Annotated in this window: 12 protein-coding genes; 1 reads left to right on the top strand and 11 read right to left on the bottom strand. The window is 44.1% G+C overall.

Features of this window, described 5'->3' with window-relative positions; all coding sequences use genetic code 11:
• Window positions 1-49: 49 nt before the first annotated feature.
• Window positions 50-1,045, bottom strand: a complete 996-nt coding sequence (locus tag JMX93_RS08100) for a glutamate/aspartate ABC transporter substrate-binding protein (RefSeq protein WP_193012443.1) — start codon at window positions 1,043-1,045, stop codon at window positions 50-52.
• Between the two features lie 562 nt (window positions 1,046-1,607).
• On the opposite strand from JMX93_RS08100, the gene hslO reads away from it, so the two are divergent.
• Window positions 1,608-2,588 carry an Hsp33 family molecular chaperone HslO gene (gene hslO, locus JMX93_RS08095; protein WP_443214860.1) on the top strand — a complete coding sequence of 327 codons (981 nt, stop codon included), beginning with the start codon at window positions 1,608-1,610 and terminating at the stop codon, window positions 2,586-2,588.
• A 115-nt stretch (window positions 2,589-2,703) separates the two neighbouring features.
• Here hslO and JMX93_RS08090 read toward each other — a convergent pair whose 3' ends face one another.
• From JMX93_RS08090 to JMX93_RS08045, 10 genes are all read right to left on the bottom strand, one after another.
• Entirely contained in the window at window positions 2,704-4,173 is a 1,470-nt protein-coding gene (locus JMX93_RS08090) for an esterase/lipase family protein (RefSeq protein WP_443214861.1), read from the bottom strand.
• Between the two features lie 227 nt (window positions 4,174-4,400).
• Window positions 4,401-6,602, bottom strand: a complete 2,202-nt coding sequence (locus tag JMX93_RS08085; protein ID WP_499204401.1) for a PhoX family protein — start codon at window positions 6,600-6,602, stop codon at window positions 4,401-4,403.
• 253 nt (window positions 6,603-6,855) lie between these two features.
• The gene (locus JMX93_RS08080) at window positions 6,856-7,572 is read right to left on the bottom strand and encodes a fumarylacetoacetate hydrolase family protein (protein ID WP_499204400.1); all 717 of its coding nucleotides are present in this window, start codon (window positions 7,570-7,572) and stop codon (window positions 6,856-6,858) included.
• A 200-nt stretch (window positions 7,573-7,772) separates the two neighbouring features.
• Window positions 7,773-8,498 carry an ABC transporter permease gene (locus tag JMX93_RS08075; RefSeq protein WP_193007750.1) on the bottom strand — a complete coding sequence of 242 codons (726 nt, stop codon included), beginning with the start codon at window positions 8,496-8,498 and terminating at the stop codon, window positions 7,773-7,775.
• 12 nt (window positions 8,499-8,510) lie between these two features.
• A complete protein-coding gene (locus tag JMX93_RS08070) occupies window positions 8,511-9,245 on the bottom strand; it encodes an ABC transporter permease (protein ID WP_193007751.1) in 735 nt (244 codons plus the stop codon).
• 458 nt (window positions 9,246-9,703) lie between these two features.
• Entirely contained in the window at window positions 9,704-10,615 is a 912-nt protein-coding gene (locus JMX93_RS08065; protein WP_499204399.1) for an ABC transporter substrate-binding protein, read from the bottom strand.
• Window positions 10,616-10,718: 103 nt separating this feature from the next.
• A complete protein-coding gene (locus tag JMX93_RS08060) occupies window positions 10,719-11,645 on the bottom strand; it encodes a transporter substrate-binding domain-containing protein (RefSeq protein WP_499204398.1) in 927 nt (308 codons plus the stop codon).
• Between the two features lie 32 nt (window positions 11,646-11,677).
• Window positions 11,678-12,478 (bottom strand): transporter substrate-binding domain-containing protein, encoded by an 801-nt coding sequence (locus JMX93_RS08055; protein ID WP_193012451.1) that lies wholly within the window; start codon window positions 12,476-12,478, stop codon window positions 11,678-11,680.
• A 311-nt stretch (window positions 12,479-12,789) separates the two neighbouring features.
• Entirely contained in the window at window positions 12,790-13,587 is a 798-nt protein-coding gene (locus tag JMX93_RS08050; protein ID WP_193012452.1) for an ABC transporter ATP-binding protein, read from the bottom strand.
• A gap of 441 nt (window positions 13,588-14,028) precedes the next feature.
• On the bottom strand, window positions 14,029-14,352 hold the full coding sequence (locus JMX93_RS08045) for a hypothetical protein (protein WP_499204397.1): 324 nt from the start codon (window positions 14,350-14,352) through the stop codon (window positions 14,029-14,031).
• Window positions 14,353-14,729 lie beyond the last annotated feature (377 nt).

The raw sequence follows: 14,729 nt of genomic DNA, 5'->3' as shown, positions 1-14,729 counted from the left end.
CGTCGATATCAGTCTGAACGCGTAAACAAGCTATGTTGCAGGACAATGATTACTGTGCAGTCGCAACTTTCGGCTGAGCACTATCATGCGGACTGGCAATCAAGGCTTTTAAGTTGTCAGACATCTCAAAGTTTAGATTGACGTTTTTTGGTGGGATTGGGTTCAAGAACCACTTGTCATAAATGCTATTGATTTCGCCTGAGCTAAAGACATTGGTCAGTGCTTCATCAACCACGGCTTTGAATTCAGGATCATCTTTACGCATCATACAGCCATAAATCTCAAACGATTGTGGCGTACCGACGATGACCCACTCATCAGGATTTTTTGCTTTGGCTTTTTCGCCAGCAAGTAGTACATCATCCATCATAAAGGCGTCAGCACGACCATTTTCTAACATCAAAAATGCTTCGCCGTGGTCTTTTGCTGAAATGATATTCATATCCATTTTGTTATCATCATTGTATTGACGAATATAACGCTCTGAGGTCGTTCCTGCGGTGGTGACTAAGGTCTTACCTTTTAAGTCTTCGAAATCTTGAATACCAGAGTCTTTTTTGGTCAATAAGCGCGTACCAATTTCAAAGAAACCGTTAGAGAAGGCGACTTGTTTTTGACGCTCTTCGTTATTGGTGGTTGAACCACATTCAAAGTCGACCGTACCGTTTTGTACCAAGGGAATACGGGTTTGTGAGGTAATAAGGTTATAACGGACGTTAAGGTCTGGCATGTTTAGCTTTTGCTTAACCGCTTCGACGACTTTCATTTCTAAATCGTGCGCATAGCCAATCGGCTGATTTGGGTCGTCAGCGATATAAGAAAATGGAATAGAAGAGTCGCGGTGACCAACCACGATAGTACCCGAATCTTTGATTTTTTGTAGGGTACCGTTGGTACTTGCCGAGGCGTCTGTCGTCGCTGCACCATCTGTTGATGCCGCATCAGTAGTGGTTTGACTGCTATTATTACACCCTGCTAGACCTAGCGCCATAAAAGCTGCCAGAGTCAAAGGTTTAGAAAAAGACCTAGAAGATACATAACTCATGAGATACATCCTTTTATCACATTATCACAAGATTGAATGAATGCTTGGATGACACAGGTCTTATTCATTGACCTTATTGCCACGCATTCATGCGGTTGTTGCTGTTATTTATCACAATGCAACTTAATGTTACTGTACAACAAATTAGCGGGTGTGGGTAAGTTTTTTTTAATGAAGGCTATATTTTAAGGATATCGGGTTTATTACCGTCATAACTATCCAATAAAATAGGCGAGATAATCAGTTAAACGTATCACTATTTTAAAGATGCCTACTGACCATTAGGGCGTGTCCTCATTTTAAAAATGGTGATAAAAATGAGATAAATTGCCGTCAAACAAGGAAAGCAGCGCAAATAATATCGAGATATTCATAAGCTATTTGACGATGTTTGGCAAAATTTAGCCATTTTTAGCCCATTTAGAAAGTAATCTATTGAATTGAGGACACGCCCTAACTATCAATAAATAGCTTTAATCTGTTAAACATTATCTAACAGGCAATTGATAAATCACGATGAATCCCCATAAAGTTTACAACTTCTTAATACTACCAATGACCTATGACACAAGATATCCAAGTCCCCAATACGGACAGCCAAAACGCTGGCAACCATAGTGACAATGACGTACGTCAGCGTTTCTTTATTGAAGACTCGCCCGTGCGCGGTGATGTGGTGCGCCTATCACGCAGCTATGCCAGCACGATTGCCCAAAAGCCTTATCCTGAAGCGATTAAGCGCTTATTGGGTGAAATGCTGACAGCCGCCAGTTTGCTTATCGGCACAGTCAAAATCGATGGTCATCTGTCCATTCAATTGCAATCATCAGACAGCGATAGCCTGCTAAACTGGGCAATGGCAGAATGCGATCAAGACGGTATCATCCGTGCCCTTGCCAGCTGGAAGGCTGAGACTGATGAGCAAGTGCAGGCGTGGGAAAATATGACTCATGCCAAAGAGGCATTTGCTGAATTGGGTGCGATGGGTCAAGGCGTGTTATTTATTAACATTCAGCCTGAAGGCGGCGAACCCTATCAAGGCATCGTCGAGCGCAGCCATGACAATTTGGCAGACTGCTTAGCCCACTACCAAAAACAATCGGCGCAGATTCCAACCTTGATTAATTTGGCGTCTGATGGTCTGCAAGCGGGTGGAATGTTGGTACAAATGCTTCCTCGTACCGCTGAAGAAACCTATGAAGTCGAGCAAAACCAAGATGCGGGTATTGACGATGACTTATGGACACGTCTGAGCGTTTTGACGCGGACAGTGAAAGCTGAAGAGTTGACTACGCTTGATGCCAACGAAATCCTTTATCGCTTATATCATGAAGAAAAAGTCGTCGCGCCCGACCCTGTTGCTTTATCATTTGGTTGCACCTGCTCACGCGAGAAGTGTGAGATGGCCATTGAGCAAATCGGTGAAGCAGAAGTCTTAGACATCATTGATGAGCAAGGCGGTAACTTTGAGATGGATTGCGGATTTTGTGGCGAGATGTATAAATTTAATAAAGACGATGTGACCACGATATTTTCTGAGTGATTAGAATTTAATTTGGTTCGCTTAGTAATAGAAAAACCCTCAAGTATGATGCTTGGGGGTTTTTTATGTTATGGCTCAAGTTTATGAATGGCGATATAAATGGTTTCGAGAATGCTTAATTGACTACTTCATCCACTTCTGGGTAAGAATAGATACGAGGATTCAGCCCATACTTTGCATCATGGGCATCACCTAGTCGGTTATCCAATAGCCAAGCAATAATTTGCTCATGTACTCTATCGCTGTAGATTAAATTCATGTGATTGACCCCATAAAAAATTGCCTTATGTCCCTCTGGTACTGACAGCGTATGCTCTTCAGTATATTCGCCGAGTGCTGACTCTACTGAAACCAACCCGTCCCCAAGCAAACTTGTGGTCTTAGATTCATAATGCGTTTCAATCAAAGCTGCCGCCACTAAATAGGTATTCACATGTAACGGCAAATGCGTGGGATGACGAAACTCTGCTGGCAGCACGCTGCGCCCTTCGGCGGACTCCCAGTCAGCATCGCGAATACTGCCATAACGTAAATCAATAATACCGGCGCTACGCAAGTCACCCAGTTTAGCCAATGATCCTGCAAAAGGCAGCTTAGCAATTTTATCTTGAACAAAATGTCCAATTTGCTCCAAGCTTGCACCATGATGCGGCGAGCCTAAGGTGACGAGGTTGCCCACGCGTTTGACCCAGCTAAAACCTTGCTCTTTGCCATAAAACAGCGCACTACGACTCAACAAACCGCCCATACTATGACCGATTAAATCTATCTGAGTAACGTCTGGATTATTCTCAACCAAATCTTGCAAGACTTTTGCAAAGCTACGTCCATTGCTAGAAATACGCCGACCGGTATTATAATTTAAATACAGAACGGTCGCTTTTGGCAGGTGACTGACCAACGCTTCACCCAAGTTACTTTCTCCAGATACCTGCCAGCTCAAGTGGCTCATACAAAGCCCATGGCATAAGATAATAACGCGCCCTGACAGCGCGCTACTTTGCACACGATTATATTTATCGTATAGCACCATCGACACTGCTAATGGATTGTGATGAGTGATAAGGTGATCGCCCATGACGCCATTTAAAATATTGACCAAGCGACGTAAGTTTTTAGGCAAAGGTTGTACTTTTTTGGGCCGAGAAACAGTGTTATAAAGACGCAGCCCTGAGGCAAGATTATTGCCCACCAATTGCATCGTATAACGCACTGTGCCATAAATCCGCCCCGTGATACCGCGCTGCCAGTGCTCAATATTGCCTTTATTAAACCGCCCTAAAGGACGTAGCAGAATCTCACGATGGATAGCCTCTACAATATCAGTAACTTCCACCACGCCCATCGTTGCCAACTGAGCCAAGCCTTCAAAAAAATCAACCAAAGTAATGGGCTGATGCGGTTTGCTATAGCTGTTATCTACCGTTTCTGCTGTCAGCTCATCGACATAAATATAGTCGAGTTTCGCCAACTCTTCATAGACGTCACCCTGAAACCCTTCATCAGTATCCGACTCAATAGCAGTTGGGCGCCGAGTGGTGGCAAATAAGTCATGAATGGTTTCTAAAGGTTTTGGACTGAGCATAATGTTGACATATCAAGCAGTTAAAGAAGTTTTCCATACTATCCTGTAATTGCTATAAACAGAAGAGAATGATTTAACTATAAAGTATCTTTATTGTCAAAAGAGCATACACTCTTTTAACATCAAGGCTTGCACACTAGCAATTATTATCCAAAACACAAAACCCCAAGCCATGACTTGGGGTTTTGTATTGAGCAAGACGTATCAATGACCCTGAAAATAGTTAACTAGACAAATGACTCTGCCAGTATGACATCGCCATCTTCGCGAGTAATCATCACGGTCGCTGAGCGCGGCGTACTGCCTCCAGCAACAGCGCCCCAAGTATTACCCGGATGCTGAATATTGATAAATAAAGTTTTAAAGTCAGGAGCCATGGTAATACCTGTTACTTCACAGCCTTCAGGACCGACAAAAAAACGTTTGATATTGTCATTACTAGCAGGCATCCCAACTCGTGTTTGTTGTCCTGCTGAGGTCGTTATGGCTGTCCCATCACTGACTTTACCCGGCAGCGCCGCCAGCAACATACAGCTGGTGGTATCGGTATAAGCGCCGTCATCGGTCTGAATCCACAATACGCCACGTGGATCAAAGTACAAACCATCGGGAGAAGACAAATCATTGCTATCATTTAACTGTGACAAATTTTCTGCGGCCAGATCATAAGGCGTGGCAAACAGATAAATATCCCACTCAAAACTCATGGCCGCATGATCGCCACCTGCTTCTGCCCAGCGAATGATATGACCGTTGTCATTACCTGCTGCTTTTCCACCTGCCTGATAGCTACGCGGATTAGAGGCTGACACTGGTTGATCCTCACGTACGCCGCGATATTTATTATTGGTCAATGTGACGTACACCTCACCCGTCATAGGGCTAACCGACACCCATTCTGGACGATCCATCTTGGTTGCGCCGACCGCATCCGCTGCGGCACGAGCAAAGACTAAAACCTCATCTTGTCCATTAAAAGGCAATACCGTATTGGAAATATCCAGTCCATTTTGACTATGGACGAGTGCTTTCCATTCACCGCTACCATCTTCATTAAAGATAGCAACGTAGAGCGTGCCATCATTCAAATACTTATCACCCGCTTTTAAGCCACCACCGATATCACTATTTGACCATGTGGCTTTGGAGACAAACTTATAAATATATTCGCCCCGAGCATCATCACCCATATAAAAGACCACCGGCTTGCCTTGTTCAACGGGCGCATAGGCGCAATTCTCATGAGCGAATCGACCCATAGCCGTACGTTTTTGTGGCGTAGAGTTTTGGTCAAATGGATCAATTTCGGTGATATAACCAAAGGTATTAAAGCCATTACGATAATCGTCAGCAGCACTCGTACCAACAGCGGTCATATCCCAGCGCGAAAACTCATCGGCTATCTTGGCATCTTTGGCTTCAGGTGTGTGCCACAGATACTCCCAGCCTGGGAAGTCCTCTGTTGCACCGTAGCGCTCACGACCATAGTTATGCCCCGCACTCAATCGGCTAGCATCTTGCCCACGGGCGAATACTCCTAAAAAGTTCTCTTCGGTGGTCAGATAGGTGCCCCAAGGTGACAAACCTGCACCGCAGTTATTATTGATGCCGCGAGTCTGAAAGCCTGTCGGATCAAACTTAGTCTTGACCAAATCAGAACCCGCAACTGGCCCTGTCAACTGCGCCGTACTACTACTTGTGAGACGGCGATTATATTTCGAATCAGGCACCATCTCATAGCCCATGCCATCAGCGCGGCGTTTCATCTCAACCACCGCTACCCCATGGCAATTGACTTCTCGGCGTACATCACTCGCGAGGCGACGATTTTGAAAGATGGGCGCGGCGTTGTTATCTTGGATCACATGATAGCCAAACGGACTCAGCTCACTACTGTTTACATATTCATGATTCATCACCAGTAGCCCATTCTCTGCCGCTTTGGCATCATATGCACCGCCCTTTTTACCAAAGAACCACATGCCATCATGATTATCACCCATGCGCCATTCGAATGACTCGGCCGACTGCTCACGGTTATCCTTCCAATCTTCAATCCCAAGCATAAGCGGTGTGCCAAGTGGCAATATCATTTCTGCTTTATAACCTTCTGCTACCGTCATCGTCTCGGCAGTTGAATGCGCCACTGCCGTAAACTTCAAAGCCTCAGGACGTTTGAGATCGCCCTGTGCAGGGATAGCCGCGTTATTATCAGCATTCTTGATAGGGCTACTGTCATCGTCATCGCTACAGCCAACCAGAGGTAGCGCCCCAAAAAATGCTGCCGCTGTCAATCCTGTGCCACCTTTGAGGATACTACGACGGTTTAAACGACGACTAATAATGGTTTGAAAATCGATATTGTCGGTCGGATTAGAATCTTCAACGATTTCATGGGCAAGTGGTTGTTTATTATTCAATAATGTCATTATCAGTCACCTTGCTGTTAGGCTGGATTGGCAGAAAAGAGTTGCTAGCGGCTTTATAGTTACCGCCATCAAAATACGAATTCCGCTTAAGTCTACTGAGAGTTTATGACAGGACGTTGAAACATAGATGACAGTCTCATGACAGCACTTTGTAAGCACCTTATAAAACGAAAAAAATCCCAAGTGTTAACTTGGGATTTTTTGATAGCGTCGCTGCATTTGACGACTGATAAGATAGTTTTGCTACAGTAACTTATCGAACCTGCGCCTGCCATTCATGGGCACCGAGCTTCAATTTTAACGCATCACCTGCTTGTAATATACCAACGCCGCTTGGCGTACCAGTCATAATCACGTCACCTGCTTGTAAGCTAAAGGCATGGCTAATCTCTGCCAGTAATTCATAAACTGGAAATAACATCATGGCACTATCGCCATCTTGCTTAAGCTCATCATTAATATAAAGCTGATATTCGACATGGCTAAAATCACCAAACGCTTGCGGATCAACCCAATCAGCAAGCACACAGGCACCATCGAAACACTTAGCACGCTCCCATGGATGACCTTTTTCCTTCAGCTTACTTTGCAAGTCACGTAAGGTCAAATCAAGTCCCAAGGTCACGCCACCAATCGCTTGCCTCGCTTGCTCAACGTTAGCATCAGACAAATCTGCTGACAGTTGAATACAAAGCTCAGCTTCATAATGAGTATCACCATATATCTCAGGATTGGGGCGGACAATATCATGACGCACACTGACCACTGACGATATTGGCTTCATAAATAAGATGGGCGATTTTGGTATCTCATTGCCAAGCTCGCGGGCGTGTTCCGCATAATTACGGCCGACACAGACCACCTTGCCGATGGATGCACGTACGCTATCATTAACAGTGGCGATGCTCGCGTCATCATTGACGCTGGCAGCAATCGCATTGATTAAGGACATATGGGGTGATTGGCTCATACTAGGCACTCACAGCAGATTATTGATAGGTTGGTCATACATACTGCACTATCTGTCGCTATTTTTCTAGGGCTTATCTTCATTTTAAACATAGTCATAAAAATGAGATAAATGGTAGTTAAACAAAAGAATAGCAGGTTAATATTAAGATATTAACCCGCTATTTCATTGATTTTTTAGCATTATTTTGAGCCAAACCATTAAGGTATGGTGTTGGTCATTACATCAGGCGGTACATAGCTTGCATGACGATTCATTCTTTTTTCAAACAATCTAAAGCTAAATAAAATCACCCATGACAATAAGAGATAAATAATACCAGCAGCAAAGAACAGCTCCATCAAGGTATAAGTGCGCGCACTAATCGTACGGGCGACACCCGTGATATCCATCAAAGCGATGGTTGACGCTAGCGCACTGCCTTTTAGCATAAAGATCACTTCATTGCTGTAGGCTGGAATGACAATACCAAAAGCACGAGGTAAGGTAATACGCGTGAGTTTCTGCCATTTGGACATACCGATGGCATCAGCTGCTTCAAGCTCACCAACAGGAATGGTCTGAATGGCACCGCGAATGATTTCTGCCAAATAAGCACTGGTATTCATGGTAAAGGCAATGATGGCACACCAATACGCCTGACTGAGTACAGGTTCCCATAAGAACGAATTGCGGACAGCTTCAAACTGTCCTAGACCATAATAAATCAAAAATATCTGTACCAGTAGCGGCGTGCCACGGAAGAAAAAGATATAAGCAAATGGTAATATCTGTACCAGCCAGTTCTTTGACAAGCGCAACTGCGCTAAAACCAAACCAAAAAACAAACCGATAATACCCGAGACAACAACCAGCTGCACGGTCAATACTGCCCCGTTAAGTAATTCAGGGATATTGTCAAAAATAACCTGCCAATTCCAATCCATAGTATCTCTCCTCTACCCTATGGTCGATTGACGGTGGGTTGACTGACGGCTCAGCTTTTTAGCATAGCGCGCCGCTGGATTGGCGCGCCATTCGAGCCACATCATAAAACCAGTAATCAACATGGTTAAACCCAGATAAATAATCGCTGCTGCCATATAAAAGGTGAATGGCTGCTGCGTTGATTGGGCGGCACGTGATGCCTGATACATGATGTCTTTGAGACCCACGACCGATACCAATGCAGTATCTTTGAGCAACACCAAAAACAAATTACCCAATCCTGGCAACGCAATCTGCCAAACTTGCGGCAAGGTAATTCGATAAAACGTCTGAAAAGGGCGCATACCAATCGCTTGCGCCGCTTCTCTCTGCCCTATCGGAATCTCTTGGATTGACATGCGAAAAATTTCAGTCGCATAAGCGCCAAACGCGATAGACAACGCCATCACGCCACCCCAAAAGGCACTGATCTCAACATATTCGTTATAGCCGAATTTTTTGAGAATCGTCATCAGCAGCATAGAGCCACCGTAATAGATGAACAGTACCAATAGCAACTCTGGAATACCGCGCATTGTCGCCGTATACACAGTCGCAATTTTACGCAGCAGCCAGACGTTGGACAGCTTAGCTGTGGCACCGAGCAGCCCTAAAGCCATGCCGATGACTAAACTGGTCATGGCAAGCTTGATGGTGACGGTAGCGCCGCTCAGTAGTAGCGCGCCAAATCCTTGTAAATCAAACACAATTATCCACTCAGTCTCTTTATATTAGCAATTTGCAAAATATGAGTTAAAAGAATCAGCATCAATAGCTGAGCGCTGCTAATAAACGTATTTTATACCAAATAGACCTTGGTATTTTGCGTCATAGATGGACGTCAAATCAATACAGTTATTGCGGCGGAAATTGACACAGTAGAAATGAGCGCTGATTTTATCATATTCGCTGCCAGCTATGTTAATACTCACACGTAAAAGCAGTGCTTAAATAGCCCCTTATCTTCTTAAAAATGCATTAAATCAGTCATATTTTTACAAACCGAACAGTCAACATTATAAGACCAAACTATTTTTTATAAAAAATAAAAAAAGGATACCGCTATTAAAGCAATACCCTTTCTATAAAGCGGAATCCAACTTAACCTACTAGACATCATCATTCTAACGGTTATGATGTAAGCATTCTGAACACGCCCTAAGGCTTATTCAGCAGGTTTTTCTGTCGAATCAGTCATGGCCGTTGAGCTTGACGCTGGAATCGCAAAATATTTTTGATTGATTTTATCGTAAGTGCCATCTGCTTTAATATTGACCAATGACTTATTAATTTTTGCTTGTAATGCATCGCCCGGACGCACCGCGATGGCAAAATTATCATTGATGTCTATCTCTTGACCTTTAAGCGCATACTGACTGCCTGAGGTGGAGCCAAGCCACTCTAGCGCTGGCAGCTTATCAGACACCATCGCATCGACCCGATTTGAGCCCAAATCCAAAAACGCATTACTTAGCGTATCATAAAGCTTCATATCAGCATTTGGATAAGCGTTTTCTAACCACTGCGAAGAAATGGTCGAGCGCTGAGCGGCAATGGAATGCGCATTGATATCATCGCTATTGCTAGGATCGAAGCTACTGTCTTTTTTGGCCAAAAACACCAAGGTATTGCTAAAGTACGGCTCTGTAAAACTGACTTGTTGCTCACGCTCAGGAGTCACCGACATAGCGGCCACAATCGCATCATACTTACCCGCTTTAAGACCGGGGATAATACCGTCCCAATCTTGCGCTGTAATTTCACACGTCACCTGCATATCGGCACAGATAGCGTTGGCAATATCAACATCGAAACCGCCAAGTGTGCCATCCGCATTGGTATAGTTAAAGGGGGCGTAAGCGCCCTCGGTACCAATGCGTAACACCTCACCCGTCGCTGCTGTCTCAGCTGCGTCTGGGCTGTTATTATCATTTGCATCATTTTGACCATTGCTACACCCTGCTAAGGTTAAAAGCGCCGTCAGCGCAACCAAAGGCGGTGAAAAACGTCGCGCCTTGATGCCATTGATGACAGATGCGTTCGCGATTGCACGGTGTTGGTCAAAATGGTTGTTCATGATCATCCTTGGGGTTTGTGAATAAAAATAACACTCATCTCTATGAGTGAATATCGCCATACGTGACAGCCATATCAGCCGAGCACAGAGATGAACTATGATATTAGTTAGTCGCCGCTTCAGCTGGTTCTTCTTTCACTTCAACAGCATCATCGCCCTCAACCACCATCACTTCTTTTGCGTCGGTGGTTGCCAATGCTTTTTGCGCGGCAGCGGTGGTGCTGGTGCCGAAATAGCTGCCTGTGATTTGGTCATAAGTACCGTTTTCTTTTAACTCAGCCAATGCTTTATTGAACTTAGCGACCAATGGATCGCCTTTACGAAGTGCGATACCCATGGCATCTTCATCAGTGCTAATTTCTTGTCCTTTTACTTCATAGTCTTTACCAGCATCAGTTTTTAGCCAATCAAGGCCAGTAACTTTATCGGACATCATCGCCCGCACGCGACCTGAAGTCAGATCCAGATATGCATTATCTTGGGTGTCATAGAGCTTGATATCAGCATCTGCATGTTCATCCTGCAAGTACTGTGAAGCAACGGTTGAGCGCTGTGAGGCAATTGGCTGACCTTTTAATGCATCTATGCTAATGTCATCACCTTTTTTACCAATTAAGATAATGCCAGTGTGAAAGTACGGGTCAGTAAATTCAACCACTTCTTTACGCTCAGGCGTGATTGACATACCCGCGATAATTGCATCGAATTTTTGGGCATTTAGACCAGGGATCAGACCGTCCCAATCTTGGGAGATGACTTCGCACTTTGCTTTCATTTGTGCACATAGAGCATCGACCAGCTCAATCTCATAACCAATTAATTTGCCATCAGCATCGGTATAACTGAATGGCTTATAGCTTGATTCGGTAGCAATTTTTATGTTCATAGGTGCATCAGCTGTGCTGTCAGCTGCCGCCCCATCTTCAGGCGTTGCGCTATTATTACAACCGGCCAGCATAAGCATCGCGGCACTTAATGGCGCAAGCCAAAGCGCCTTGGTTTTTAATGATGATGTCATTGATATTGTCATGTTTGCTATTCCTTCATTTTTCAATCAGAAGATTATTGACCAAAGTTCGCTTGCTCAAGACGTGCCAGCTCACCGTTACTACGGATTTCGCTGAGTGCTTTATTAAAGTCGTCTCTGAGTGGGTCACCTTTACGAACAGCAATGGCAATATTATCGTCATTGTCGATTTCGTCACCAACGATACCAAAGCCTTCAGGGTTGTCTGCTAACCATGATTTGGCAGAGACTTTTTCTGCCAATACCGCATCGCTACGACCAGACTTTAGATCCAGATAAGCATTGTCATAATTGTCATACAACTGCACGGTGTTGCCGTCTTTGCCTTCATAGTTATCTTGTAAATAAGCGCCAGGCGTAGTTGAACGTTGACCACCAAGTGTCAAATCTTTGATCGCCATAGGATCAAAGCCACCTTTTGTGTCGGTCAGCCAAACCATCGTATTGGCAAAGTAAGGCTCGGTAAAGTCGACTTTTTCTTGACGCTCAGGCGTAATAGACATACCAGCGATCACTGCATCATATTTTTGTGCCAAGAGACCTGGAATAATGCCATCCCAATCTTGAGCGACGATTTCACATTTGGCTTGCATCTGTTTACATAAAGCATTGGCAACGTCAATATCGTAGCCTGCCAAGCTGCCATCAGCATTGGTGTAGTTAAAAGGAGGGTAAGCACCTTCGGTCGCGATACGAATGGTCTTGCCAGCCGTTTCTGCTGCAGTGGCGTCAGTGTTGCTATCAGTGGTTTCATTAGCCGGTTGACTACAGGCGCTCAGCATCAATGCGGCGGTAACGGTCATCGATGACCACAATAGGCGAGAATTCGACATCATACATTCCTTAAATTCTGATGGGTTTTTAATGTAGGGTTCTGATATTTTGTTCTCTGACGTCCCTGCCAGACAAGCAATATAGATAGCAGAATACACAAGCAGCCGTCATTACTGACCACCTGTAAACCTTCTGATAATACCTGAGTAAAATATCAAAAACAAACATTTTACATACCGACTGTTATTAACGAGTAATAAACAGTCAACGCTGCTTACTAAGCAGTAATTTTATGCTTAAGATAAAACGACGATAGGATGGTAAGAATATTACCACCCCATGTTTGAATATATAAATGACGCTGAATACAAGGCTAGTTCTGACGATGCGATGCCATAAAGTCTTTGACACGCTCAGAGGTAGGATTATCAAAAACTTGCTCGGGCGTGCCAATCTCTTCAATCACGCCTTGATGCAAGAACACCACTTTGCTTGATACTTCTCTCGCAAAACGCATCTCATGGGTGACAATAAGCATGGTGCGCCCCTCTTCTGCCAACTCACGCATGACGGCGAGCACTTCATTGACCAGCTCAGGATCTAAGGCTGAGGTGGGCTCATCGAACAGCAGCACCTGTGGCTGCATGGCAAGCGCACGGGCAATCGCCACACGCTGACGCTGTCCGCCAGACAAATTCGCTGGATACGCGTCTTTCTTATCAAGCAGACCAACTTTATCGAGCAGTTTTTCTGCATCACTGATCGCTTGATCTTTTTTAATCTTTAAAACCTGCGTCGGCCCTTCGATGATGTTTTGCAAGATCGTTTTATGCGGCCATAAGTTAAAGTTTTGGAAAACAAAACCCACGCGCGCGCGCAAGTTTTCCAATTGCTTGATATCGACCGCTTGCAGCTCACCTGACTTAGCAGGCTTGAGCATCAGCTCATCATTACCGATAATAATACGACCTTGATTGGGCTTTTCGAGCAAATTAATGCAGCGCAACAAGGTAGATTTACCTGAGCCTGATGAACCCAAAATAGAGATAACATCACCGTCGTATGCGGTAAGAGACACCCCTTTTAGCACTGCTAATGAGCCGTAGCTTTTATGGATGTCTTGTAGGTCTAGGGCGATAGGCCGAGTCGGATCTTTTGCAATATCAAGCATGGTTTAGCAGACTTCCAATAAATATGAGTGAAAACACGAATAAAAATAAAAAAAATAGCGGCGTAGATAATATCAGCATTGATCATAGCATTATCGTGATAAGGCGATGATTCGTGACATAAAGAGAAAAAATGACACATTGTCTCTTATTACACAACAAAAAGGCAAATCCTGTATTGAACCAGCCCATCAATCAATACTTAATAAGTGGTAAATAAATACAAATACACCATTAAATAGCTAACATAAAAAAGCCCAGACTGTATTTACAGCACTGAGCCTTATTTTATCACTTTCGTGTACTGGGCGTTGTTTTATCTGATTATCCAATTTTATCGTCTTATATCATCCATTTGTGACAACCGTTTAATCACGCCAGCAGTCGCAATATACATAGCAAGTTAATCAAAAATACTATTAAGTATTATTCCCAGTAGCGACTTAATACGTCGAGACATGTTCTTCGCTCTCAGTGCCATCCAGCACTTCTGCGTCATCTGCTGTTGCCACCGCTACATCGTCATTATTACCCACTGCCATGCCATCATTGGCGCTAGCAACTGCAATATCATCGCCAGCGCCTGCTATCGCAACGCCAGTAGCCTCTTCCTCTACTGCTGTTTGTGCATCAACGGCTGAGGCGGTTTCCATAGGGGCTTCATCTTTTTTACCGCAAGCACCCAATGTCAATGCGGCGGCGACCAAACCAACTGTCAACCAGTTCTTACGCATGGTGTTTTCGGCATTGTCATTGCTAATGGCCATTTTTATTCTCCATTGTTATTTAATTTATTGAATTGATATTTGCTTTATCAGCAGCCATTCATACATTAATGTCTGTATCTTAATTGCTTTCTCTTACAGTATTAAGCCCTACTATACGTATGATTAATTATCGCTACCTTAGTAGTTACAGCGCAGTTCTGTTAAAGGCACGTAACCGCAAAAATGTGTTTTCCCTTTATCTAAAACGATACCTGTATCATGAAGTGGCAAGGACTAAGTAAAGGTAAAATCAGTAAAATGAGGCGACGATAATGCGCATAAACGCTATGTAAAACAGGCGCTGTTCACAAAATCATCTTTACTATCGCCTCAATCTCCTCTATGTTAAATAGCATAATACCTCACAGGTATCTAAA

This window comes from Psychrobacter muriicola 2pS (assembly GCF_904846535.1).
Classification (GTDB): Bacteria; Pseudomonadota; Gammaproteobacteria; order Pseudomonadales; family Moraxellaceae; genus Psychrobacter; species Psychrobacter aquimaris.
This window is presented reverse-complemented; position numbering and strand designations above follow the sequence as displayed.